The 22,788-nt window shown below is 52.2% G+C and carries 26 protein-coding genes; 11 read left to right on the plus strand and 15 right to left on the minus strand.

Features of this window, described 5'->3' with window-relative positions; genetic code table 11:
- Positions 1–86 precede the first annotated feature (86 nt).
- Together HF679_RS04905 and HF679_RS04910 are read left to right on the plus strand one after the other, a co-directional pair.
- On the plus strand, positions 87–635 hold the full coding sequence (locus HF679_RS04905) for a recombinase family protein (protein WP_154145312.1): 549 nt from the start codon (positions 87–89) through the stop codon (positions 633–635).
- 280 nt (positions 636–915) lie between these two features.
- Positions 916–1,464, plus strand: coding sequence for an AAA family ATPase (locus HF679_RS04910; protein ID WP_056780964.1), 549 nt, complete (start codon positions 916–918; stop codon positions 1,462–1,464).
- A 151-nt stretch (positions 1,465–1,615) separates the two neighbouring features.
- Here HF679_RS04910 and HF679_RS04915 read toward each other — a convergent pair whose 3' ends face one another.
- From HF679_RS04915 to HF679_RS04925, 3 genes are all read right to left on the minus strand, one after another.
- Positions 1,616–2,248, minus strand: coding sequence for a Vat family streptogramin A O-acetyltransferase (locus HF679_RS04915; RefSeq protein WP_154145309.1), 633 nt, complete (start codon positions 2,246–2,248; stop codon positions 1,616–1,618).
- A 200-nt stretch (positions 2,249–2,448) separates the two neighbouring features.
- A complete protein-coding gene (locus tag HF679_RS04920; protein ID WP_154145308.1) occupies positions 2,449–2,691 on the minus strand; it encodes a hypothetical protein in 243 nt (80 codons plus the stop codon).
- Positions 2,691–2,933 (minus strand): DinI family protein, encoded by a 243-nt coding sequence (locus HF679_RS04925; protein WP_154145307.1) that lies wholly within the window; start codon positions 2,931–2,933, stop codon positions 2,691–2,693. Before HF679_RS04925 ends, HF679_RS04920 begins: the two co-directional genes overlap by 1 nt.
- Before the next feature lie 78 nt (positions 2,934–3,011).
- Between HF679_RS04925 and HF679_RS04930 the strand changes: the two genes are divergently transcribed.
- Both HF679_RS04930 and HF679_RS04935 read left to right on the plus strand, forming a co-directional pair.
- Complete coding sequence (locus HF679_RS04930; protein WP_154145306.1) at positions 3,012–3,431, plus strand: translesion error-prone DNA polymerase V autoproteolytic subunit; 420 nt, start codon at positions 3,012–3,014, stop codon at positions 3,429–3,431.
- A 2-nt stretch (positions 3,432–3,433) separates the two neighbouring features.
- A complete protein-coding gene (locus HF679_RS04935; protein WP_154145305.1) occupies positions 3,434–4,699 on the plus strand; it encodes a Y-family DNA polymerase in 1,266 nt (421 codons plus the stop codon).
- Between the two features lie 57 nt (positions 4,700–4,756).
- Here HF679_RS04935 and HF679_RS04940 read toward each other — a convergent pair whose 3' ends face one another.
- On the minus strand, positions 4,757–5,917 hold the full coding sequence (locus tag HF679_RS04940) for an IS30 family transposase (protein ID WP_187042672.1): 1,161 nt from the start codon (positions 5,915–5,917) through the stop codon (positions 4,757–4,759).
- 233 nt (positions 5,918–6,150) lie between these two features.
- Between HF679_RS04940 and HF679_RS04945 the strand changes: the two genes are divergently transcribed.
- Positions 6,151–7,374 carry an MFS transporter gene (locus HF679_RS04945; RefSeq protein WP_154145304.1) on the plus strand — a complete coding sequence of 408 codons (1,224 nt, stop codon included), beginning with the start codon at positions 6,151–6,153 and terminating at the stop codon, positions 7,372–7,374.
- Positions 7,375–7,512: 138 nt separating this feature from the next.
- Here the strand turns inward: HF679_RS04945 and HF679_RS04950 are convergent, their stop codons facing one another.
- Positions 7,513–8,286 (minus strand): AraC family transcriptional regulator, encoded by a 774-nt coding sequence (locus HF679_RS04950; RefSeq protein WP_154145303.1) that lies wholly within the window; start codon positions 8,284–8,286, stop codon positions 7,513–7,515.
- An 89-nt stretch (positions 8,287–8,375) separates the two neighbouring features.
- On the opposite strand from HF679_RS04950, the gene HF679_RS04955 reads away from it, so the two are divergent.
- On the plus strand, positions 8,376–9,086 hold the full coding sequence (locus tag HF679_RS04955; RefSeq protein WP_187042673.1) for a class I SAM-dependent methyltransferase: 711 nt from the start codon (positions 8,376–8,378) through the stop codon (positions 9,084–9,086).
- Positions 9,087–9,137: 51 nt separating this feature from the next.
- Here HF679_RS04955 and HF679_RS04960 read toward each other — a convergent pair whose 3' ends face one another.
- The gene (locus HF679_RS04960) at positions 9,138–9,815 is read right to left on the minus strand and encodes an SOS response-associated peptidase (protein ID WP_076946782.1); all 678 of its coding nucleotides are present in this window, start codon (positions 9,813–9,815) and stop codon (positions 9,138–9,140) included.
- Positions 9,816–10,524: 709 nt separating this feature from the next.
- Here HF679_RS04960 and HF679_RS04965 point away from each other — a divergent pair.
- Positions 10,525–10,872, plus strand: a complete 348-nt coding sequence (locus HF679_RS04965; RefSeq protein WP_123754599.1) for a Grx4 family monothiol glutaredoxin — start codon at positions 10,525–10,527, stop codon at positions 10,870–10,872.
- A 51-nt stretch (positions 10,873–10,923) separates the two neighbouring features.
- On the opposite strand, the gene rnt is transcribed toward HF679_RS04965, so the two are convergent.
- The 4 genes from rnt to HF679_RS04985 all read right to left on the minus strand — a co-directional run bounded on the left by rnt (position 10,924) and on the right by HF679_RS04985 (position 14,062).
- Positions 10,924–11,571 carry a ribonuclease T gene (rnt, locus tag HF679_RS04970; protein WP_123754598.1) on the minus strand — a complete coding sequence of 216 codons (648 nt, stop codon included), beginning with the start codon at positions 11,569–11,571 and terminating at the stop codon, positions 10,924–10,926.
- A 106-nt stretch (positions 11,572–11,677) separates the two neighbouring features.
- The gene (gene gloA / locus HF679_RS04975; RefSeq protein WP_123754597.1) at positions 11,678–12,085 is read right to left on the minus strand and encodes a lactoylglutathione lyase; all 408 of its coding nucleotides are present in this window, start codon (positions 12,083–12,085) and stop codon (positions 11,678–11,680) included.
- 226 nt (positions 12,086–12,311) lie between these two features.
- The gene (locus HF679_RS04980; protein ID WP_174509366.1) at positions 12,312–13,409 is read right to left on the minus strand and encodes an alkene reductase; all 1,098 of its coding nucleotides are present in this window, start codon (positions 13,407–13,409) and stop codon (positions 12,312–12,314) included.
- A 53-nt stretch (positions 13,410–13,462) separates the two neighbouring features.
- Positions 13,463–14,062: a TetR/AcrR family transcriptional regulator gene (locus HF679_RS04985; protein WP_123754595.1), complete on the minus strand. Its 600-nt coding sequence runs from the start codon at positions 14,060–14,062 to the stop codon at positions 13,463–13,465.
- Positions 14,063–14,202: 140 nt separating this feature from the next.
- Here HF679_RS04985 and HF679_RS04990 point away from each other — a divergent pair, with 140 nt between their 5' ends.
- Positions 14,203–14,445 (plus strand): DUF1289 domain-containing protein, encoded by a 243-nt coding sequence (locus HF679_RS04990; RefSeq protein WP_174509365.1) that lies wholly within the window; start codon positions 14,203–14,205, stop codon positions 14,443–14,445.
- 48 nt (positions 14,446–14,493) lie between these two features.
- Positions 14,494–15,390 carry an aldo/keto reductase family oxidoreductase gene (locus HF679_RS04995; protein WP_123754594.1) on the plus strand — a complete coding sequence of 299 codons (897 nt, stop codon included), beginning with the start codon at positions 14,494–14,496 and terminating at the stop codon, positions 15,388–15,390.
- Positions 15,391–15,422: 32 nt separating this feature from the next.
- Here the strand turns inward: HF679_RS04995 and HF679_RS05000 are convergent, their stop codons facing one another.
- The 3 genes from HF679_RS05000 to HF679_RS05010 are packed head-to-tail and all read right to left on the minus strand — an operon-like array spanning position 15,423 to position 18,608.
- Positions 15,423–17,465, minus strand: coding sequence for an FUSC family protein (locus HF679_RS05000; protein ID WP_123755490.1), 2,043 nt, complete (start codon positions 17,463–17,465; stop codon positions 15,423–15,425).
- On the minus strand, positions 17,465–18,361 hold the full coding sequence (locus tag HF679_RS05005; RefSeq protein WP_123754593.1) for an HlyD family secretion protein: 897 nt from the start codon (positions 18,359–18,361) through the stop codon (positions 17,465–17,467). Before HF679_RS05005 ends, HF679_RS05000 begins: the two co-directional genes overlap by 1 nt.
- Positions 18,362–18,371: 10 nt before the next feature.
- Positions 18,372–18,608 (minus strand): DUF1656 domain-containing protein, encoded by a 237-nt coding sequence (locus HF679_RS05010; RefSeq protein ID WP_123754592.1) that lies wholly within the window; start codon positions 18,606–18,608, stop codon positions 18,372–18,374.
- A gap of 172 nt (positions 18,609–18,780) precedes the next feature.
- Between HF679_RS05010 and slyA the strand changes: the two genes are divergently transcribed.
- Positions 18,781–19,221 (plus strand): transcriptional regulator SlyA, encoded by a 441-nt coding sequence (gene slyA, locus HF679_RS05015; RefSeq protein WP_123754591.1) that lies wholly within the window; start codon positions 18,781–18,783, stop codon positions 19,219–19,221.
- Between the two features lie 38 nt (positions 19,222–19,259).
- On the opposite strand, the gene HF679_RS05020 is transcribed toward slyA, so the two are convergent.
- A complete protein-coding gene (locus HF679_RS05020; RefSeq protein WP_123754590.1) occupies positions 19,260–20,612 on the minus strand; it encodes a GGDEF domain-containing protein in 1,353 nt (450 codons plus the stop codon).
- Between the two features lie 236 nt (positions 20,613–20,848).
- Positions 20,849–21,316, minus strand: a complete 468-nt coding sequence (gene slyB, locus HF679_RS05025) for an outer membrane lipoprotein SlyB (protein ID WP_004862684.1) — start codon at positions 21,314–21,316, stop codon at positions 20,849–20,851.
- 262 nt (positions 21,317–21,578) lie between these two features.
- Between slyB and anmK the strand changes: the two genes are divergently transcribed.
- Positions 21,579–22,703, plus strand: a complete 1,125-nt coding sequence (gene anmK, locus HF679_RS05030) for an anhydro-N-acetylmuramic acid kinase (protein ID WP_123754589.1) — start codon at positions 21,579–21,581, stop codon at positions 22,701–22,703.
- Positions 22,704–22,788: the final 85 nt, after the last annotated feature.

A 22,788-nucleotide genomic window follows, 5' to 3' on the forward strand; every position in this document is an offset into this window, starting at 1 on the left:
TTGCTCCAAAAAGAGTCTTCGCCTAAACGAGGGTTTGTGCGAAAGCCTTGGGCTTTTTACAATCAGCTATTTCAAAGGGTTACATGATGCTGATTGGCTATGCACGGGTGTCCACCGGGGATCAGAACCTCGATTTACAGAAAAACGCACTGATTCGTGCAGAATGTGAGCTGATTTTCGAAGATACGGCGAGCGGGAAGAACTCCCGAAGGCCGGGATTAAAGCGCGCTCTGAGGCGGCTAAAAGCAGGTGATGTGCTGGTGGTGTGGAAACTGGATCGGCTGGGGCGCAGCGTGCGCGATCTGATCACATTGGTATCGGAACTGCAGGCGAGAGGAGTTAATTTCCGGAGCCTCACCGATAGCATTGATACAAGTACAGCTGCAGGCCGTTTCTTCTTCCACGTCATGAGCGCATTGGCGGAGATGGAAAGGGAATTGATCGTGGAGCGCACCCGAGCTGGACTGGCTGCGGCGAGAGAGCAGGGGAGGATTGGTGGTCGCCGTCGGGTGATGACACCGGAAATTGTTGAAAGTGGCCGTCGTATGATTGAGAACGGCGCTACCCGGCAGCAGGTGGCTGATGTGATCGGGGTGGGTGTGAAGACAATTTACAAGTATTTTCCCGCAGGGTAAGGCCGATCACCCTCGGGCCGTATGCAAGAGCCAGTAGGTGATCAATGGCTACATTGGCAGATGCTGCCGGGGATTTTTTACTGGTGCCATTTCTTCTGAACAAGCTAGGATTCTCTTACAGTACAAAAAAATCTGACAGTCAGCTTTGAGCGAGAAGAGGACATGCGAGTCAGGATAAAACGTAGTTAGTCATGCCATCAACAGGTAATATGGCGACGCGCGGAAAGTACGCCATCAATATTGCTGCTTTATCGCGTCTATAAATGTTTGGGAGGGTTCAATGTCTTCAGCTTTACAACATCGTTTCATTCTGACGGGTGGCCCGGGGTCAGGAAAAAGCACGATAATTGATACGATCATAAAACGAGGGTATTGGTGTTCAAAAGAAGCCGGAAGAGGTGTTATACAGGACCAGATTAACATAGAGGGTGATGCATTGCCGTGGGCCAATCGAACAGCTTTTGCAGAGCTCATGCTATCTTGGGAAATGCGTTCGTGGCACGAAGCGGAAGGGCAAACACGACCATGCTTCTTCGATCGTGGAGTTCCTGATGTTGCGGGTTATTTAAGCCTTGAAGAACTTACCATACCGAGGCATCTGGATAACGCCATTGCGAAATTTCGTTATAACCGTACCGTATTTATTGCACCACCCTGGCGTGACATATATGTACAGGATACAGAGCGCAAGCAATCTTTCGATGTCGCCGTCGCGACATATCACGCGATGGTGAAAGCATACCGTATATATGACTATCAGTTGATTGAATTACCATGCGTTTCTGTAGAGGAACGTGTGGATTTCATCCTTTCCAGGATATTACGCTGATAGAACGGTAACAGCGCTTAATGATGAATCACCATGCCTGAACCTGCCATATTCTAGTGAATATAGAACTTCCACTCCTGGCACAGAACGGCCAGTGAGACGATCCAGTAGCTGCTTTAAACGAGATGTCGACTGGCCGTACCAATTCAGATTACTCGATTGTAAGAAGCGTATTAATGTCATTAGACATTATTGCCGGGAGGTGTTTAGTTATCTTTTCTACAGACCAATCCCACCACGCTAATTTTTCCAGTTCGATTACGATTTCATCTGGAAATCGTGATTTAATCACTTTTGCAGGGTTTCCACCGACAATGGTATAAGCAGGCACGTCGGTGGTAACAACAGCCTGGGAGGAAATAATCGCGCCGTTGCCGATCTTCACGCCAGGCATGATCAGCGCTTTGTAACCTATCCAGACATCATTTCCGATTATCGTATCACCTTTGTACGGCAAATCTTCAGGCTTTGGCATCGCCTTTTCCCATCCATTTCCGAAAATATAAAATGGAAACGTAGAGAAGCCTGATAACTTGTGGTTCGCACCGTTCATAATGAATTGGACACCTTTTGCTATAGCGCAAAATTTACCGATAACCAGTCTGTCACCGATGAAAGGGAAGTGATACAGAACATTTCGTTCAAAATTCTCAGAGTCTTCTGGGTCATCGTAATAGGTGAAATCGCCAATGATAATGTTTGGATTCGTCACAGTATTTTTGATGAAACAAACCTGAGGAAACCCCAGCATTGGATGCTTATTTAGTGGATCTGGACCTTGCATACGCTCTCCGACATAATTGTTTTATTGGCTTCAGATTAACATACATAAAGGGGCAAGCTAATCAGGCTATTACAAAGGTGCTTTTCAGAACCCCAGTAACGTCCGCTCCTGGCACAGAGCTGCCTGTCAGATTAGGCTGTGCCACAGATGTGCCAGTTCAAGTCTGAGCAGATACACTAAATGTAGATATTGTTCATAAACTACTGCCAAATTTTGTCTCCAATTTTGACCGCTGCAAGAATGGCCTGTTCAGTCTCCTTATAAAAGTTTGGCGTGGCCAGTTCCCAGCGTCCATTCTTATGCACCATCAAAAGGTAGTCAGAGATAAGGCCTGGATCCTTAACAACGGCAAAGGTCAGCATATCAGTTGATGGCTTGGGTAAAATGTTGTCTGGGGGGAGATAGATACGTAACCCTGAAACAATTACATTGGCAATTTCCATCACTCCTCCACCATCCACATATCAGCCTCTTCAAACATCTCCTGGACAACCCGACTGATTTGTTCCTTTTCGTGTTTACTGGCATCAGTATTGATCGCTGGCAAAGTCATCATTGGCTTCACGCGAACATCGGCATCTGGAAAAATTCGGTGTATGCGCTTAGTTAATTCAACCGCAATAGTCTCCCTTGCCCCGGTCAGCCCCTCAAAGTTTCTCTTGTCATAAATCAGTTCCACAAACATTTTTTACTCCTCTTTACTGGATATATTTACAGTATATATACTGTATGTATGAACAGTGTCAACACGAGGAAGTGCGTTATGAAGTTTTACACACCAACTGAGCTCCGAGAGGTCCTGTTGATACCGCTATTCAGCGACCCGGTACAGTGCGGATTTCCTAGCCCGGCGCAGGATTATGTTGAACAGCGAATTGATCTAAACGAGTTGTTGATTAACCATCCCAGCGCCACGTATTTCGTTAAGGCAGCTGGAGACAGCATGATCGAGGGCGGCATCAGTGAGGGGGATCTTCTGGTTGTTGATAGTTCGCGTAAAGCGGAGCACGGCGATATTGTTATCGCAGCTGTAGACGGTGAGTTTACTGTCAAAAAGCTGCAGATCCGGCCTTCTGTTCAGCTTAACCCAATGAACAGCGCCTATTCCCCGATTATAGTCGGTAGTGAAGATACGCTTGATGTGTTCGGCGTCGTCACCTACATCATAAAATCCGCAGGCTGAATATGTTTGCACTCTGTGATGTGAACTCTTTTTATGCAAGTTGCGAGACGGTATTTCGACCCGATTTGAAAGGGCGGCCGGTGGTTGTCCTGTCGAACAATGACGGTTGCGTGATTGCGAGATCAGCTGAAGCAAAGGCCATTGTGAAAATGGGGGAGCCGTACTTTAAACAAAAGGAGCAATTTCGGCGGCATGGCGTGATCTGTTTCAGCAGTAACTACGAACTTTATGCAGATATGTCGAACCGTGTGATGACAACGCTCGAAGAACTATCCCCACGGTGCGAAATTTACAGCATCGATGAAGCATTTTGCGATCTGACTGGAGTCCGTAACTGTTGTGATCTCACTGAGTTTGGCCGTGAGATTCGCGAGACGGTATTGAGCAGAACACATCTCACAGTTGGCGTCGGGATTGCTCAAACCAAAACACTGGCGAAGCTTGCAAACCACGCGGCGAAGAAGTGGCAACGGCAGACCGGTGGGGTAGTGGACCTGTCAAATTTCGAAAAACAGCGTAAATTGATGGCCGCTCTGCCGGTTGATGAGGTCTGGGGTGTTGGGCGCCGTATCAGTAAAAAACTGGAAGCGATGGGTATCAAAACGGTGCTTCAGCTGGCGGATACCGATATTCGTTTTATCCGGAAGCATTTCAATGTGGTGCTGGAGCGAACCGTGCGGGAGCTGCGCGGCGAGCCTTGTCTTGGTCTGGAGGAGTTCGCGCCGGTAAAACAGGAAATCGTCAGTAGCCGGTCGTTCGGAGGGCGAATAACTGAATACCATGAGATGCGGCAGGCGATATGCAGTTATGCAACGCGCGCAGCGGAGAAACTCCGCGGTGAGCATCAGTATTGCCGGTTTATCTCCGCATTCGTCAAAACCAGTCCATTTGCACTGAATGAGCCCTATTACGGCAAGAACACATCGGTTAAGTTGCTGACACCGACCCAGGACAGCCGGGACATTATAGCAGCAGCGATACGTTGTCTGGATGCTGCCTGGAAAGAAGGCTACCGGTATCAAAAAGCAGGAGTGATGCTGGGGGATTTCTACAGCCAGGGCGTGGCTCAGCTAAATCTGTTTGACGATAATGCACCGCGGCAAAACAGCGAAAAACTGATGGAGGTCCTGGATCATCTCAACGCGAAAAATGGGAGAGGAGCCTTGTACTTTGCCGGCCAGGGTATCCAGACCGCCTGGCAGATGAAGCGAGAAATGCTATCACCGCGCTATACTACGAGGTTCTGTGACCTGCTCCAAGTCAGGTGATTCAGCCATTAACATTAGTGGCTGTGCTACTACTACAGTCCGCTTAGAGCTGTGAGTTCAACTGATGGACGCAACACATTGATTGAACCGCTCTGCGGGTGATTCATAGTCTAGCGTTTTTCTCGGCCTCTCGTTGAGCTGCTTGGCAATACTGTTTAGTCGTTGTTGGCTGTGAACCGATAAGTCAGTTCCCTTTGGAAAATATTGTCTGAGCAACCTGTTCGTATTTTCGTTTGAGCCACGTTGCCAGGGAGATTGAGGATCACAAAAATAAATCTGAATGTCTGTCGCTACAGTAAATCGGGTGTGGCTGGTCATTTCAGCCCCCCGATCCCATGTTAGTGTTTTATAAAGCTCAACAGGTAATTCCCGGGCTTGTCTGATGAGCGCAGATATAACCGTTATGGTCTTGTTGTCTCTGATTTTGGTTAGCATAACAAAGCGGGAATGCCGTTCTACGAGGGTGACGATATAGGAGTTTTTCGAGCCCTGGATCAGATCACCTTCCCAGTGACCAGGTATGGCTCTGTCTGCGGCTTCCGGTGGCCTTTCGCTGATAGGTATCGCATTCGGGATTTTCCCTAATCCTTTCCCTTTAAGTGATGACGTTCGGGATCTACGAACCGCTCTTCCGCTTCTGAGGCATTGCTGCAGCTCTTTTTTTAATGCCCCCCGGGTTTGTATAAAAAGCGTTTTATATATCGTTTCATGTGACACGTGCATTCCCTGATTATCCGGATAACAGCGTTTCAGCCAACCGGCGATTTGTTCCGGCGACCAGTCCTGATGCATCTTCTCTGCGATGATTTTACACAGTGTGGGTCTTTCAATTAGCTTGCAAGGTTTTGGTCTCAGACCATTTTCCCACGCAGCAGTATCCGCTTTTGATGCACGGTATTGTTTTGCACCACCGTGCCTCTTGATCTCGCGGCTAATCGTTGAAGGTGCTCTCGATAGCTTGTTTGCGATCGCTCTGATGCTGATTTTTTCTACCAGCGCTCTGGATATTTCCTCTCTTTCATCAAGTGAAAGAGCTAACGGATGCCGCTTTCGGACAGGGGGACGATATCCACCAGTCTGGTGGATAGTGGGCATAATAGAAGAATGATATCTGTCGAACATTCTGGCGATATCATGCAGGGAATCACCTTGCTTATACCGGTCCCAGATAATCGCTTTCTGTTCTGGCGTGTAGTTAATGCGCGTTCTTCGTTTCATGGCAACGTCCCCCTTGATTAAGGATAGCGTTGCAACGACCCGTTGAACTCACAGCGAGAAGCGGACGCTCAGGCTTCGGGAATACCGCCTGCTTTTTGTGTGATACAATGTCGTATCTGCTTCCATGAAAGTAAATTATCCAATGTAAAGATTCTGTCTTTTAACAGTTTTTGCTTTCCGCATTGCCTGTGGGCTGTGTGGGCTTCTGTTATTTAAGGTGAGAATCTTTCCGCATGAATACTTTGCTGCTTGCGCTTTTTCGCGCACTGCGTAGTCATGACTGGCTGCGCTTCCTTGGTTTTGCCTATATCCTGTCATCCCTTGGTAATGGACTTACTCAGGTAATTGTTTTTGGACAACTTTTACACTGGCAGGCTTCTCCTGCGACTCTGACGATGGTTTATATGCTGTCAATGCTGCCCAGTTTTATAGGGAGCATCCTGGGCGAAGCCCTGTGTAAGAAGGTTTCACCACTCCGAATCCTGATTTTTACAGAGCTGCTCGGCCTGCTTGCACTTATTTTTCCGCTATATGGTTTGCTACATCATAACGTTCCGGCTCTGCTTGCGGTGCAGTGTTCGGAAGCGCTATTCAGCGGCATGAGTTACCCAGCTCTAACGCTGCTGTTTAAACGCGGATTACCGCATGACGAACTACCTGCAGCAACCGCCATGGAAACGATAATTTTTGCCTCACAGGTTTTGCTGGGTACCGGGTTGGGCGTTTTACTGTTCGACCTGATTTCTCCTTTGAATCTCCTTGCCATTGATGCCGTGAGTTTTGTCGCTTCTGCTGCTTTGCTTCTGATGTCAGCCTCTGTTTTTCAGGCGATGGAGCTGCAACCTGAAAAAGCGGTGCCTGACACGCATAAGTTATTCTGGCGATGTTTATCTCCCCTGCAAAAACGAAGCGTTATGCTTTTACCTGCCCTAGCAGCTGTGGGTTCTCCCGCAATGGCGCTTTTACCTGCTCTTGCACAGGAAATAAGGCCAGAAGAGTCAGCCGAGCTGGCACTGCCGCTGCTTTTTGCGCGCAGCCTCGGACAACTCTGCGGCCCGCTAATACTTAATGCTGGTAAATTGCAGCGCTATTCCGCTAATAACAGGCTGTTGTTGCTATGCCTGGGCGGATACATCTGTAGTTATTTTTTATTACCTTTGTCCGCCGGCTTTCCGTACGCCGGGCTTATTATGATTTTCAGTGCACACATGGGTTCGAATATTGTTTTTGCTTTAGGTACGTTCGGCGTACTTAAGAACTTCGCAGAAACTCAGGTCGCCAAAGCCAGTGCACTTGCATGGCGCGGACAGGTTCTGACCGCGGCTATTTCTACCGGTATAACCAGTGTGATAGCGCAGAATTTTGGTGCTTTTACTGCTCTGTACAGCATTTCTCTGTTCAGTCTGGGAGGCGTCGGAGTTTTGCTCTGGTTAAACAGGACACCCAGAACAAATTAACACGGGGTTGTGCGTAGCATCATCAACAAAAGTGGGGAGCAGGTTTCTCCCCACTAATATAATGTCCGCTTCTGGCACAAAGCTGCCCACTGTTACGACCAGTGGCGGCTACAGCAAAGAGTTGCCCAAAATAGCTGCTTAAATTCGCTCTCTTTGAGATTTGCATGTGCCAGGCGAGTGGCCGAATTTACGCGTAAATGCACGCGAAAATGCTGCGGCGCTTCCGAAACCAACCATAGAGGCGACAGTTTTTACGCTATGCCCCTCTCGCAGTTTGGCCCGGCCCAGGGACAAGCGCCAGCTGGTTAAATATACGCCGGGTGTTTGTCCCACAATTTTTCTGAAGACTTCAATATATTGTGCTCTGGACAGTCCCGTGATGGCTGACAGGTCGGAGATCTTCCAGTTCTGTTCTGGGTTGTCATGCATGGCAACAAGACTCAGATAAAGTTTAGGGTGCGCCAGTCCCGCTAACAGTCCGCCATCAACAGTCCCAGTAGCTATTGCCTGGCGGATGACCAGCACAACAACAATTCCACACAGATGAGCTCGAACTGTCCCTCCGCCACACCGGACCGTGTCGCTCTCGGTGACGAGGAGTTGGGACAGCCCAAATAATTGCGGCATATCAGCCATTGAAAAGCAGATCTCGTCTGGTAATGCGCCGACCAGTGGATTATCGGTACCGCCAAAATCTATCCTGGCTGCAGCGCATAACTTTACCTCTGCAGGTAATTTACCGGATGTGCGGGCACGATAAAGTAAATGTGTTGGCTCACCTGAACTACCGACGTCGATGATTAAAAGATTTGCACATTCTGCTACATCACAATGCATTGCAACCAACGGAAAGGCTTTCAGAAAGGCCGTCAGTCGGTCATGATTTAGCATGGAAATCAGACTTTGAGTCATATCATTACCAGAAGTAATTACTATTAATCTTTTATCATACTTCTAAGTGAATCGATTACCCATACCTTAGATAATTGACCGGAGACTGAATGACACTTAATTCCGCCGCTAAATTTGACGCTTCCCGTGCAGGGGAGTATGCCCGACAAAGCCGAATTGCCCTTGCCGGATACGATGCGTGCCATGAGCTTTCTGCCTGTATGCTCTCTGCCTCTTTGGGTGAAGGAAAACCGGAACATATTTTGGTCGTAGGAGCTGGAGGAACGGCAGGAGAAATCATTGCTGCCGCGACACTGGAGCCACTATGGTCATTCGTTGCCGTCGATCCTTCCCAGCCAATGCTGGAACTTGCACGCACGAATATTGACGAGGCAGGAATTGCAGATCGGGTGAAAATAGTTTCTGGTTCTGTATCCGATTTAGATACCGACCCATTATTTGACGCAGCTGTCATGATAGGTGTCTTGCATCACCTTCCCGGTGAAAAGGCAAAGCACGAAATTCTGGCTGAAACAGCCATGCGTCTTAAGCCTGGTTCTCCCCTGATTGTTGCAGGAAATTACCGCGCTTACGCTTCGCAACCTTTACTTATGGCTGGGTGGGCAAATCGCTGGCGCATGAACGGTGCAGATGCCGAAGAGGTTCAGGCCAAAATGAACAAAATTTTACAGGGGGCAGAACCACCACAATCGGAAGAGGCTGTCTTTGAATTGCTAACGGGTGCGGGTTTTAAAGAGCCCATACGTTTTTTTTCCAGTCTGTTTTGGGGAGCATGGTTGGCCAGACGGAACCTCTACTGACCGGTAAAGGCGACAATGTCCGCTTCTGGCACATTCCGGACATTATCAAAACTATAGGCTTTTGATAGCCTCGATCAATTCCGGCCCCTGATTCTTAACGTTACCTACAGCGCGAGATACCGGATGCCAGATAAAATGGTCAGCTGATACAGTTCCATCAGCGGCAATTTCCCCAGCTTCTTTACCTCCGATATCCTGTCTCATCCATTCGCGAGCGGCTTCAGGAACCAGAACGAGCGGCCGGCGGTCGTGGATATCGACCAGACCCTTATCGGCTGCAGCGGTCACAATCAAAAATCCTTCCGCTTCATCCCCGCGCTCGAAAGGAACGCTGCCGATAGCCGCCATAAAAATCGGCTGACCATCCTTGCGATGGATGAAATAGGGTTGCTTCTTGTCACCTTCACGCTTCCACTCAAACCAGCCATCCGCAAAACAGATCGCCCGGCCATGCTGCCAGAGGGGCTTAAACATTCGGCTGGTTGCCGCAGTTTCTACACGAGCATTGATGAGCGCAGGTTTATCCCACCACCCGGGGGCGTATCCCCAGTGAACCGGATCGAGGTGTAGCTCTTCATTGCGTTCGCTCAGCAAAAGAACTTTGGTACCGGGGGCCACGTTGTAGCGACCGATCGGTTCGGGGTCAAAGGCGATATCCCGCTCGGCCTCTTCTGCAAGATAAGCCAGGTATTCTTCACGGGTTTGTGATTGAGCAAATCGGCCGCACATGGTTACCTCCAGTAGTCAAAATGAAAGTATAGAAGACAGAAATTATGCATAAAAAAACCAGCCTTAAAAGGCAGGTTTCTCAGGGATTTTTGGTCGGGACTAGAGGATTTTAACCTCCGCCCCCTAACACCCCATGACGGGATGACGGATTTTGGTCGGTTAATGGGTCAGTCGTTTATTACCAGAGACGGCGAAGCGATCGAGAGTGAGGATGTGGAGGTGTTCGGCGTCGTTACTGTTCCCGTTAACGATCTGCGTCGGGACGACTACCCGATTTGATGCTGATGGCTTTGTGGCGTAACTAAGAGGCACGGCAGGGAAAATGCGGCTGCAGGCAGGTCACAAACGGATCTTAAGTGATTGATAAATAGTGACTGGATTTGTGGTTTAATGTAGTGAATTGCAGTGTATTTTTTAATCTATCCTGCGTATAACTTTATGATCTATATATGTATTGTGTGTTTTTCTTTCACTTTTGTATCTAAAGTGTCGTTTGATTAACAATTGCAAAAAATTATCTCAGACATTAACCACATTGTACGGAAAATGTACAGTGGTGCAGCATTTGCGGTGCCAAAGTGATATTTCTAAAGCAACTTCTGGGCACAGAAGATAAACTGTCGGGAGTGAAAAAAATGTTATTATCCGTCCTGCGTCCAGGACGCTACAATGAAAATTACTGCCGTATAGAAGTTAAGGAAGCATGACAATGACCACGACTGTAGAAAAAATCCAACGTCAAATCGCTGAAAACCCGATCCTGCTGTACATGAAAGGGTCCCCGAAACTGCCAAGCTGCGGTTTTTCCGCCCAGGCAGTGCAGGCACTCTCTGCATGTGGCGAACGTTTTGCTTACGTTGATATCCTGCAGAACCCGGATATTCGCGCGGAAATGCCGAAATACGCGAACTGGCCGACCTTCCCGCAGCTGTGGGTGGATGGCGAGCTGGTTGGTGGTTGCGACATCGTGATTGAAATGTATCAGCGCGGCGAACTGCAGCAGCTGATCAAAGAAACGGCGGCTAAGTACAACAGCGAAGCGCCGAAAGCAGAATAAACCTGCGAAAAGTAAAAAGCGACTTCCGTGGAAGTCGCTTTTTTTTGTCTTTTATTGTTGTTCGGCGAGTGGCAACGGCCAGCCGCCAAGGCGTTTCCAGCGATTGACGATTTCGCAAAACAGCTGGGCGGTCTGATCGGTATCGTACAGCGCCGAGTGCGCCTTGCTACCATCAAACGCCATTCCGGCGGCCAGACACGCTTTGGACAACACCGTCTGACCCAGAGCCAGCCCGCTCAGCGCGGCGGTATCAAAGGTCACAAAAGGGTGAAACGGATTACGTTTAAGCCCGGCGCGTTCGGCGGCAGCCATCGTAAAGGTGAGATCGAAGGTGGCGTTGTGCGCCACCATGATGGCACGATTACAATCGTTATCCTTAATCCCTTTACGCACCATTTTGAAAATGGCGTGCAGGGCGTCGTACTCGCTCACTGCTCCGCGCTCGGGGTCGTTCGGATTGATGCCGTTAAAGGCCAGCGCTTCAGGCTGAAGATTGGCGCCTTCGAAAGGTTCAACATGAAAATGCAACGTTTCGTCCGGCATCAACCAGCCTTGCTCATCCATTTTTAAGGTAATGGCGGCGATCTCAAGCAGGGCATCGGTTTTCGCATTAAATCCGGCGGTTTCTACATCAATAACCACGGGGTAGAAACCACGAAAACGGTCGCACAGACCATTAAGTTGAACGTTCTCGGACATCAGATTCTCTTCACTGGAAAAAAGTAGCGCGCATTATGGCAAATTTTGCCGTGCCTTGCAGCAGGAAGGGGGAGAAAACAGCGGGCGCCGGTGCGCCCGAAGCCGGTTAGTGACCGAGACCTTTGCCAGCGTCTTTCTCTTCAATCAGTTCGATTTTGTAACCATCAGGATCTTCAACGAAAGCGATAACCGTCGTGCCGCCTTTGACCGGGCCGGCTTCGCGAGTGACGTTGCCGCCGTTCTGGCGAATCAGCTCACAGGCCTCGGCTGCGTTCTCTACGCTCAGCGCGATATGGCCGTAGGCGTTACCGAGGTCATACTTGTCGACGCCCCAGTTGTAGGTCAGCTCGATGACGGCGGTATCGGTTTCTTCACCGTAACCGACGAAGGCCAGCGAGTATTTATACTCGGTGTTTTCGCTGGTGCGCAGCAGCTTCATGCCCAGCACGTTGGTGTAAAACTCGATAGAACGCTGCAGATCGCCAACGCGCAGCATGGTGTGAAGTAAGCGCATGATTTTATACTCCTTTATTACAGCCTCCAGACAGAAGCCGTATATACGATGGTCAGAATAGTGTCAGAAAACGGCCAGGACGTTTCTAACACAGAGGCACTATAACGCAAAAAAGCCGCCATTTCAGGCGGCCCTGACAATCTCATCCCGATTAGCGCCCCGATGCGCACGCTGAGCGGGCAAAGGGGAACATGGTGGCGGGATACCGCCGCGCTAATCCGGGAAATTACAGCGTCGGATAATCGGTATAACCTTCTGCGCCACCGCCGTAGAAGCTTTCCGGGCGCTGCGGGTTCAGCGGTGCTTTATGCTGCAAACGAGCCACCAGATCCGGGTTGGCGATATAGTCGCGACCAAAGGCCACCGCGTCGATTAACCCTTTGCCGATCAGATCGTTGGCTTTTTCCACGGTGTAGGCACCGGCACCGATAATCGCCCCTGGGAAACGGGCGCGAACTTTCTGACGGAACGCGTCGCTATACGGCTGACCACCGGCCCAGTCCGGCTCGGACATGTGCAGGTAGGCGATCCCGCGTTTGGCCAGCTCTTCAATCAGATACAGCGCATCTTCTTCTTCATTCGGACCGTTATCGACATTCTGGAAACTGCCAATCGGCGAGACGCGGATGCCGATACGATCGGCGCTCCACTCTTTGCTGACCGCATCAACCACTTCCAGCACCAGGCGCGCGCGGTTTTCGACGCTGCCGCCATACTGGTCAGTACGGTGGTTGGAGGACGGGGAGAGGAACTGGTGCAGCAGGTAGCCGTGGGCCGAGTGCAGTTCAACAAGATCAAAGCCGGCGTCGCGGGCGTTACCTACCGCCTGGCGGAAATCGTCAACGATACCCGGGATTTCAGCGGTTTCCAGCGCGCGCGGCATTGAGGTATCGACGCGGATCGCATGGCCGTTTTCATCGCGCAGGGAAGTTCGGGTGCCTGCGCTGAGAGCGGAAGGCGCTACCGGCGCTTCGCCGCCAGGCTGCAGGGAGTTGTGGGAGATACGGCCGGTGTGCCACAGCTGAACGGCGATATGCCCCTCTTCAGCGTGAACGCCAGCGGTAATTTTCTGCCATGCGGCAATTTGTTCCGGGCTGTGCAGACCCGGTGCACCGGCGTAGCCTTTCGCCTGGGCCGAAATCTGCGTGGCTTCGGTGATAATCAGACCGGAGCTGGCGCGTTGACGATAGTACTCTGCCATCAGCGGGGTCGGGATATCGCCCGGCTCGATGCTGCGCAGACGCGTCAATGGAGCCATAAATACGCGGTTAGGTACGGTTACCGCACCGACTTTCAAGGGTGAAAACAGTTTTGATTCGGACATGATGACTCCTGAGTAGACCGGTCGTCTAGAAATTCGGTAAATAAAAACGCCTGTTAAACGTCAGGCGCAGCAATAATGTGTTTCGCATGGGCGAGGGCACTTTCCAGAGGCATCGCACTATGGGTAATCTTGGCCTGCAAATTGGCACCCAGCCACAGGGAGTACAGCACCTGGGAGAGGGTGAATGCATCGCCACTAAACTGCAGGCTGCCTTCCTGGCGTCCGTGCTCCAGCGCGTCACCCAGCAGATGAATAATCTGGCTGGCGCCTTTGTTCATTTCTTCACGCATCGATTCAGACAGGTCGCACACTTCTGCGGAAAGTTTCACCGTCAGACAGCCGCTGATAATGCCCTGCTGGCAAAACTGCGTCAGGGTGTGCTGGTAGTACGCCAGCAGACGATCGCGATAGTTGCCTTCGCCGTGGGAAAAGTGCTCCACCAGTCGCTGAAGATAGCCGGCGTAGTGATATTCCAGCAGCGCAACGCCGTAAGCTTCCTTTGAGCGAAAATAGTGGTAGAAAGAGCCTTTCGGCACTTCTGCTATTTTTAACAGTTCGCTCAGTCCCATGCCGGTAAAACCGCGGTGCATGCACAGCTGTTCACCGGTGGCAAGGATGTGTTCGCGGGTATCGCATTCGCTATGTTTGTTCATGGGGCTCACTGTAATAGACCGATTGGTCTAATGCAAGAAAAAAAGTAAAGTGCCGCCTGGCGCAGAGCCTGAAGAACAAAAGTTGCGTAGTCCGGTTGAAACGTCTTCAATAAACGATACAGATCAGCGACGGGGGCAGTGTGGTGGCAGAGCAGCTGGAGTTTTTCCCGGTACAAAGTCCGTGCCGGGGAATTTGTCAGTCAGATGAGCGCGGCTTTTGCCGGGGCTGCTTTCGCAGTCGCGAGGAGCGTTTTCAATGGCAAACCATGAGTGATGTGCAAAAACAGGATGTCCTGCGCCTGTGCCGCCAGCGATTGCTGCGCAAATTACGCGCGAATAAACCCCAGGCCGCGGAAGAACCGCAGCAACCCTCACTGTTTTAATGACAAAATTGCGTATACTCAACCCACTTATTTGTTGAGGATGTCGTTATGGTTCAGCGTATTGCTATGGCTCCACAGGGGCCGGAATTCTCGCGTTTTGTTATGGGCTACTGGCGGTTGATGGACTGGAACATGTCCCCCAGCGCGCTGGTGAGTTTTATCGAGCAGCACCTGGATCTGGGCATTACGACCATCGACCATGCGGATATTTACGGTGATTATCAGTGTGAAGCGGCGTTTGGTGAAGCCCTCAAGCTGGCACCGCACCTGCGTAGCCGGATGGAGATTGTCAGCAAGTGCGGGATTGCCACCAAAGCCCGCGCCGAAAACACCATCGGCCACTATATTACCGACCGTGACCACATCGTTTTAAGCGCGGAACAGTCCCTGCGTAATCTGGCGACCGATCATCTGGATCTGCTGCTGATTCACCGCCCGGACCCGTTGATGAACGCGGACGAGGTGGCGGAAGCCTTCCTCGCGCTGCATCACAGCGGTAAAGTCCGTCACTTCGGCGTATCCAACTTTACGCCGGCGCAGTTTACCCTGCTGCAATCGCGCCTGCCGTTTACCCTGGCCACTAACCAGGTGGAAATCTCTCCGGTGCATCAGCCGCTGTTGCTGGATGGCACCCTGGACCAGCTCCAGCAGCTGCGCATCCGGCCGATGGCCTGGTCGTGCCTTGGCGGTGGCAGCCTGTTCAATGACGAGCGCTTCCAGCCGCTGCGCGATGAACTGGCGCAGGTCGCTCATGAGCTGAACGCCGAGAGCATTGAACAGGTGGTGTATGCGTGGATCCTGCGCCTGCCGTCCCAGCCGCTGCCGATTATCGGCTCCGGAAAAATAGAGCGCGTGCGCTCGGCGGTGGTGGCAGAGAAACTGAACATGTCTCGCCAGCAGTGGTTCCGCATCCGTAAAGCGGCGTTAGGTTACGACGTCCCGTAAGCGTTATCCCGCCTCCGCGACGGCGGAGGCGTTCACTGCGTTTTGTTCTCCACCATCGCGCTTTCCGTTATCGTCCCGATAGCGGGCGCCTGCTCAAGCTGAGACAGGGCGCAATACAGCCGCCAGATCACCGCTGCCAGCTCTTTCGCCGCCGGTTGATGGTGATGGCTCAGGGTGTCGCAAATATGCTGCAGCTCACGCAGCGTAGAGGCCAGCGGGCGTTGCTGAACGCCACGTTCGCTCATCACATCGCGCAGCAGACTAATACACAAATCACGAACCTGCGACAGCGGATCCGAACGGGTTTCCCATTCTCGCAGCTGCCAGACCACATGCGAACAGTTGAGCAGCACCACTCCCCAGCGCAGCAGCCAGCGGCGGGCCAGGGCATCCTGGCTGTGGCTTAACTGGCTGATATGGTGATACACCAGCGATTCAAACTCATGCTCGCTGTGCTGCGGGTGACGACTTAGCTGATCGACAAAGTGACGGCGTAACGTTTTGATATGACGCCGGCTCTTGCGCGCATCGGAACCCGGGCTAATCACCGCAAACGCCAGCCAGGCAAAGCCGACGCCGATGATTTTGCCGAGATTGTCGTTGAGGAAAGCGGCGAAGTCATACACCGGCGGGTTGGTCACCGAAATAAACGAGCCCATAAAAACAATCAGCTGTCCCCACAGACCGGCCAGCCTGGGCATCTGCAGCTTGAGCAATTGCATGGTGGTTAGCAGCGGGAACAGGAATAACAAAAACTGCCACAGATCGGTTATCTGTACCATCAGGCCGAACTTCACTGCAAAGCTGAACACCGACAGCAAAACCAGCGTACGCATCAGTAACGTTAATGATTTGAACGGCGATGGCGAGACGGAGTAAAGCACGCAGCAGATAGCCGCCAGGGTCAGCGCAGCGGCGCTGGCCTGCCACTGGGTGCTGATGCCCCAGGCGCCCACCGCCACCAGGGCACAAAAGGTCCTGATACCGTTCCACAGCGCTTCAGCCTGATCGGTATGGCGCGCTAACGCCGGGGCGGACGGGACGTTAAATTCGGCGATCGCCGAGGCATTTTCCACCCGGCGGATCCAGCGGCTGCTGTCGAGATACAAACGACAAAAGTAGCGCAGGCGCTTCCACACGGCGAGGTGGCGGTAGTCGGCCCCGGCGGGAGGCGCCAGCGGGGCGATAATCCGCGCGACGCTGTAAAAATCGGCCTGCGGACTGGCGAGAGCGACGAGCAGCGTCTCCAGCACCTGGCGGGTCTCTGCCGGGGCTGCCGGCCAGTTGATCAACATCCGGCGCAGGCTGGAGATGACGCTGGTGAGGCGCAGCTGCTGGTGGAGTAAATAATTGAGCAGCGGATTCTGCCGACGAAAACGGTAGTGGCTCCAGAAGGCCTGAATACGCAGCAGGTTCATGGTCAGAATTTGCCCGATCACGCTTTCGTGGGCGCTACGAATCGCATCGGTGGTTTCCGGCACCCACAGCAGACTGGCGTGTTCAAGCAGGCGCGCGTGCATGTTTTTCAACGCCGTCAGCAGCGTGGTGCCGTCGGAGGTGCTGGGCATGATCATCATCATCAGCCCGCCGCAGAGGATCCCGACGATAACCTCGCACACTCGCGACTGCGCGATGGTCCACAGCTCATTGGCATCGGTAATGTTAATCACCGGGAAGGCGATTATCGCGCAGGTATAGCCGGCGAGCTGGAAGGCATAGGCCACGTTGTTGGTATACATCGCGCAGGCCCAGGTACAGAAGGCGATCCACGCCGAGATGCTGAGCAGGAACAGCCACGGGTCGTTGAGGGTATGCCCGGCGAGCAACAGCGCGGCGCAGGCCCCGAGCAGGCTGCCGGCGATGCGGCCAAAGCTTTTGCTGATCACCCCGCCGACGGTCGGGAAGCTGACGACGGCGGCGGAGGTCATCGCCCAGTAGGGCTCATCGAGGTTCAGCCAGTAGGCGATGCTCAGCGCCAGGCACATGGCGATGCCGTTGCGCAGCGCGTATCGCCACTGCGGCCGGCTGGCCTTAACCCACGGCAGCGCACGCCACAACAGGGCCTGCAGTTTCATCATGGCGCGCCAATCGAGACGGTGCAGGTGGTACCGGAAACCAAGGTGGTCTCTGGCGGCAGGGCATCAAACTCGATGCGCACCGGCACGCGTTGGGCCAGACGCACCCACGGGATATTGGGCTTGATGTTTGCCACCAGGCTGTTTCCCCCCTCGACGCTTTGGTCGACGATGGCACGGCCGATACTGCCTACGTGACCCTGTAACGTCTGTTTGCTGCTGTAGAGGACGATCTGCGCGCTATCGCCGGCGCGGATATGGCGCAGCTTGGTCTCTTCAAAGTAACCGATGACATAGAACGAATGGCTGTCGACCAGGGCAAAGACCGGATGACCGACGGCGGCATAGTCCCCGACCCGGGTGCTCAGATTAGTGACCCAGCCGTCGACCGGGGATTTCACCTCGGTCTGACCGAGCTGCCAGCGGGCGTGTTCCAGGCTGGCCTGCGCCACGCCAACGACCGCTTTGGCCGCCTCAAGGCCAGTATTGGCGGTATTCAGTGCGGTATTGACGTTCTCCAGATCTTCGGCGGAAATCGCATCTTTCGTCAGGTGACGGCGGCGCTGGGCATCGTTCGCCGCTTTGCTCTGTTCTGCTTTGGCTTTTGCCATCTCCGCCTGAGCCTTCGCGAGCTGCGCCTGGGCGTTCAGGAGGGCGATGCGGTAAGGGGTATCATCGATGCGAAACAGCACGTCGCCGGCTTTCACGAGCTGATTATCGCGAACGTTAAGCTGAAGGATGCTGCCGGAAACCTGGGGCGTAATACTGACCTGCTCTGCGCGCACTTTGCCATCCCGGGTCCAGGGGGACTGGGTGTAGTAGTTCCACACCAGCCAGGCGGCAATGAGGGCGAGGGCGGCAACAAACAGGGTCGAGAGATATTTTAGTTTTTTCATGTCGTGAACATTACCAGGCAGTCAGTAAAACCAGAGCCAGACAAACGGAAAGCGCGAATAAGGACAGGTCCATTAGCAGGGGATGCCAGATATCACCGGCATACATCCAGTCGCGCAGCTGACGATGGATCACCAGCCAGACAAAAAATCCCAGCAGAACGGCTTTAAACAGGGGAGGAAAGTAGATGGACGCGCCAAAAATCAGGTCCTGGAGCGACAATCCTGACGTGTTAAGACTCAGTTTCACAAGCAAAAATCCTTTGCTATTGCAGGGAGTAAGTTCAGGGCATGCTACTATTACACAGTGTAAATCATTGTTTTGATGTTGGTGAATCAGGTAATTCATTTGTTTTGCTAATTTAAATACTGCAAACTATTCTAAAATCAGTATAATAACTTAGCAAGCTAATTATAAGGAGATGAAATTGGAATCGCCACTAGGTTCTGATCTGGCACGTTTAGTCCGCGTCTGGCGCGCGCTGATCGACCATCGCCTGAAACCTCTGGAGTTAACGCAGACGCACTGGGTTACGCTGCACAATATTCATCAGCTGCCGCCTGAGCAGTCGCAAATTCAACTGGCGAAAGCGATTGGTATTGAGCAACCTTCTTTGGTGCGCACCCTGGATCAGCTGGAGGAGAAAGGCCTTATTTCTCGCCAGACCTGTGCCAACGACAGGCGTGCGAAACGCATCAGGTTGACGGAAAAAGCGGAACCACTGATCAACGAAATGGAAGAGGTGATCGGTAAGACACGCGATGAAATTCTGTCCGGCATTTCACCAGAAGAGGTGGAAACGCTGCTCCATTTGGTGCGTAAACTGGAACACAATATCCTCGATTTGCAGGCAAAAGACTAATCTATTCAGGGCATTGATTTCTCAAGGCCCTTTTTTGCTTATTCCTCCCACACCACCACGCGATTTCTGCCGCTATTTTTGGCCTGATACATGGCCGCATCGGCTCGCTTCACGCACTCTTCCGGACTCAGGGCGCTATCATAAACGGTGAAAATGCCGGCGCTGATGGTCATTTGCTCCGGCAGGTCCTCTTGTTTCTCGTTGACGGCCAGACGAATGCGTTCCGCCACCGCCAGAGCATCTTGCGGTCCGGTGCCGACCAGCAGCAGGGCAAATTCTTCCCCGCCGATACGGGCGGCGGCGTCCTGGGTGCGGACATTCTTCTGCAGGACGCTGGCGGCGTACTGGATGACTTTGTCTCCCTGCACGTGGCCATAGTTATCGTTAATGCGTTTGAAGAAGTCGAGGTCGCAGACGATCACCGACAACGGCTGACAGGTGGACACCGTCGATAACTGCCTGGTCAGGGTGTCGTAAAAATGGCTACGGTTGTACAGTCGGGTCAACGAGTCGCGAATCGAGTTTTGATATGAGGTCATATATTTCTGCTCGGATTTGCGGTACAGGCTGAATACATCGCATAACAGGATAAAAAACATAAATAAGGTACTGATAACTTCAAATATTCTGGCGTAATACCAGGCGTATTCGGTGTTGCCGCTGGTCAATAAAAGAAAAGCCAGTGTAAATATATAGGCGCTGCAGAAAAAAGCACCGCTGTACCAAAATACATTGCGAAGCTGGGTAATAGAAACCAGAAATAACAGAGTGATAAACCACCCGATCGCCATCAGACAACCCAGAATATTATGCCACAGCGCTGAGTGCGTTAAGGTGATATTGTCAATTAGTGTGATATAAAGTAATGAATTGTGGCTTGAATACATCCACGATAACACACAGATGAACCCCGTAAATAAGAGGCAAAACATTAATATGAAGGTGTGCGCTTTGCGCGTGAGTTTCTCGCTATGACGGAAGTGGAATAAGGAGATGCTGAGAATGAACAACACCATCATCATCATATTGCGGAAGCTGTAAAAAATCAGCGCATCATTAGCGTTGGTTAGCAGCCCCGAGTCACACAGGAACCACGCCGGATAGCTGCTTAGCGTACCGAACATCAGCAGTGACGAGCCCGCAAAGGCGCAGGCAATCGCGATCAGGTACAGACGTTTGCGGTTACACCAGTACTTCATGACCATAAAACAGGAAATGGTCACATGAAGTATTAATAAAAAAACCGTCAGTACGGGAAAGAGCAGTGGATTAAATGTCGGCATACGACTAATTAATGACTCGGAGAACAAATGTATCAGACCAATGGCAATAATGCCGATAGCCAGAAAGATTAATGTTCTTTTTACTAAGTGATGACGCTCAATAAACATTAGTTACATCCATGTGATAGGTTGGGTTGCTGGCTCAGATTTATTATGTTTGGAATGCGAATTTTCTTAATAATATACAGAGCTGTGACAGCGGAATATTGAGCAAACGCAAATGTTGGATGAGAAAGTGAAGGGCGGCGAGGGAAGGTCGTGCCTGAATAGTAAGAGACCGTGCGGAGATTAACCTGGTGTATGAAAAAGTAATGCGACCCGAACAGGCCGCATTATTGAAAAGATTAACGTGGGGACACCGTAACCTGGCTGCCGCTGCCAGCAATGGCAACACGCTGACCGACGGAGAACGGGGTTGTGCCCTGTTTCTGAACCACCAGAATGGTGTTACCGTCATCTTTACGGATTTCCAGCTCAACACCCTGGGTTTTGTTCATCGCGCCTTGCACGCCCTGGCCTGCTACGCCACCTGCGACGGCACCCGCGGCAGTTGCCAGTGAACGACCGGTACCACCACCGATGGTGTTACCCAGAAAACCACCAAGAACCGCACCACCGATAGCACCGATCGCATTGCTGTCGTCACCGCTCTGAATCTGTACGGCGCGAGTATGCACGATGGTCCCGTAGGTGACGCTCTGCACTTGTTTGGCTTCTGATGCGGAGTAAACGTCTCCGGAGAGGCCACTGCTGCTGACGCAGCCGGCAAGTGATAAACCAATCATCGAGACAGCCAAAACACGTAAAATCATTGATGAATCTCCTTCACTAAATAGTGTTCTGTTGAACGTCCATGCGCTCAATTATATGGTATTTCATCGACGACGGGCATACCTGCAGCATGGAGTATGCAAAAATAATAATCAGACGCTTCTCAACCTAACATAAACACAGGTGCTTTACGCTATGCGCAACCTTGTCGTTTTAGTGTTAATAAACATTATTACGCCATAGCAATGCCCCGCGCTTTATGATTGAGTGTGGCGTAAACGAATCATGGAATGAGGAAGGTGTATGAAATCAGGTCACTTTATTGGCGTCATGTCCGGTACCAGCCTTGATGGTATCGATGTTGTTCTGGCGGCAATCAATGAAAACGTGGTGGCACAGCAGGCGAGCCTGTCATACCCCATTCCCATTGCCTTAAAAGAAGAGATCCTCGCCATCTGCCAGGGACAGCAGCTGACGCTGTCGCAGTTTGGCCGTCTGGATACGCGTCTGGGACGGCTGTTTGCCGATGCGGTGCTGGCGCTGATGCGCCAGGAGAAACTGCAGGCGGCGGATATCGTTGCCATCGGCTGCCATGGGCAAACGGTGTGGCATGAGCCTACCGGCGAGGCGCCGCACACTCTGCAAATCGGCGATAACAATCAGATTGTGGCAAAGACCGGCGTGACCGTCGTCGGCGATTTTCGTCGCCGCGATATTGCCCTCGGCGGGCAGGGCGCGCCGCTGGTACCGGCTTTCCACCACGCGCTGCTGGCGCATCCGGTCGAGCGGCGGATCGTGCTCAATATCGGGGGGATTGCCAATCTGTCACTGTTAGCGCCGGGTGTGCCGGTGCGCGGGTATGATACGGGGCCGGGCAATATGCTGATGGATGCCTGGATCTGGCGTCAATGTGGGAAACCGTACGATAAAGATGCGCAATGGGCCAGCGAAGGCAAAGTCCTGCTGCCGCTGCTGCAGAATATGCTCAGCGACCCGTGGTTTGCGCTGCCGGCGCCGAAAAGCACCGGACGCGAATATTTTAACTATGGCTGGCTGGAACAGCATCTGGCGCGTTTCTCCGGGCTGCGTGCCCAGGATGTCCAGGCGACCCTGGTTGAGTTAACGGCGGTGACCATCGCCGAGCAGGTCATGCTGAGCGGCGGCTGTGAACGCCTGCTGGTATGCGGCGGCGGCGCGCGTAACCCGCTGTTGATGGCTCGGCTGGCGGCGCTGCTGCCGGGAACCGAGGTCTCGACTACCGACGCGGCGGGCATCAGCGGCGATGATATGGAAGCGCTGGCGTTTGCCTGGCTGGCATGGCGTACCATGTCCGGGCTGCCGGGCAATTTACCGTCGGTCACCGGTGCCTCCGAGGCGTCGATACTCGGGGCCATTTTCCCTGCCGGCCCGCGGCAAAATCAGAGTTAACTGAAATCCCTCTTATGGATTAACCGGTAAACTGGCTGAATTAACGGGGGGCGACAGGCCCCTCTGGACCGGGAAAGTCGAAGGC

Source organism: Enterobacter sp. JUb54, assembly GCF_014298075.1.
In the GTDB taxonomy this organism is placed as follows: Bacteria; Pseudomonadota; Gammaproteobacteria; order Enterobacterales; family Enterobacteriaceae; genus Klebsiella; species Klebsiella lignicola.

Coding starts and splice junctions, on each gene's coding strand:
- HF679_RS04905 (WP_154145312.1), top strand. CDS start 87: ATGCTGATTGGCTATGCACGGGTGTCCACCGGGGATCAGAACCTCGAT.
- HF679_RS04910 (WP_056780964.1), top strand. CDS start 916: ATGTCTTCAGCTTTACAACATCGTTTCATTCTGACGGGTGGCCCGGGG.
- HF679_RS04915 (WP_154145309.1), bottom strand. CDS start 2,248: ATGCAAGGTCCAGATCCACTAAATAAGCATCCAATGCTGGGGTTTCCT.
- HF679_RS04920 (WP_154145308.1), bottom strand. CDS start 2,691: ATGGAAATTGCCAATGTAATTGTTTCAGGGTTACGTATCTATCTCCCC.
- HF679_RS04925 (WP_154145307.1), bottom strand. CDS start 2,933: ATGTTTGTGGAACTGATTTATGACAAGAGAAACTTTGAGGGGCTGACC.
- HF679_RS04930 (WP_154145306.1), top strand. CDS start 3,012: ATGAAGTTTTACACACCAACTGAGCTCCGAGAGGTCCTGTTGATACCG.
- HF679_RS04935 (WP_154145305.1), top strand. CDS start 3,434: ATGTTTGCACTCTGTGATGTGAACTCTTTTTATGCAAGTTGCGAGACG.
- HF679_RS04940 (WP_187042672.1), bottom strand. CDS start 5,917: ATGAAACGAAGAACGCGCATTAACTACACGCCAGAACAGAAAGCGATT.
- HF679_RS04945 (WP_154145304.1), top strand. CDS start 6,151: ATGAATACTTTGCTGCTTGCGCTTTTTCGCGCACTGCGTAGTCATGAC.
- HF679_RS04950 (WP_154145303.1), bottom strand. CDS start 8,286: ATGACTCAAAGTCTGATTTCCATGCTAAATCATGACCGACTGACGGCC.
- HF679_RS04955 (WP_187042673.1), top strand. CDS start 8,376: ATGACACTTAATTCCGCCGCTAAATTTGACGCTTCCCGTGCAGGGGAG.
- HF679_RS04960 (WP_076946782.1), bottom strand. CDS start 9,815: ATGTGCGGCCGATTTGCTCAATCACAAACCCGTGAAGAATACCTGGCT.
- HF679_RS04965 (WP_123754599.1), top strand. CDS start 10,525: ATGACCACGACTGTAGAAAAAATCCAACGTCAAATCGCTGAAAACCCG.
- rnt (WP_123754598.1), bottom strand. CDS start 11,571: ATGTCCGAGAACGTTCAACTTAATGGTCTGTGCGACCGTTTTCGTGGT.
- gloA (WP_123754597.1), bottom strand. CDS start 12,085: ATGCGCTTACTTCACACCATGCTGCGCGTTGGCGATCTGCAGCGTTCT.
- HF679_RS04980 (WP_174509366.1), bottom strand. CDS start 13,409: ATGTCCGAATCAAAACTGTTTTCACCCTTGAAAGTCGGTGCGGTAACC.
- HF679_RS04985 (WP_123754595.1), bottom strand. CDS start 14,062: ATGAACAAACATAGCGAATGCGATACCCGCGAACACATCCTTGCCACC.
- HF679_RS04995 (WP_123754594.1), top strand. CDS start 14,494: ATGGTTCAGCGTATTGCTATGGCTCCACAGGGGCCGGAATTCTCGCGT.
- HF679_RS05000 (WP_123755490.1), bottom strand. CDS start 17,465: ATGAAACTGCAGGCCCTGTTGTGGCGTGCGCTGCCGTGGGTTAAGGCC.
- HF679_RS05005 (WP_123754593.1), bottom strand. CDS start 18,361: ATGAAAAAACTAAAATATCTCTCGACCCTGTTTGTTGCCGCCCTCGCC.
- slyA (WP_123754591.1), top strand. CDS start 18,781: ATGAAATTGGAATCGCCACTAGGTTCTGATCTGGCACGTTTAGTCCGC.
- HF679_RS05020 (WP_123754590.1), bottom strand. CDS start 20,612: ATGTTTATTGAGCGTCATCACTTAGTAAAAAGAACATTAATCTTTCTG.
- slyB (WP_004862684.1), bottom strand. CDS start 21,316: ATGATTTTACGTGTTTTGGCTGTCTCGATGATTGGTTTATCACTTGCC.
- anmK (WP_123754589.1), top strand. CDS start 21,579: ATGAAATCAGGTCACTTTATTGGCGTCATGTCCGGTACCAGCCTTGAT.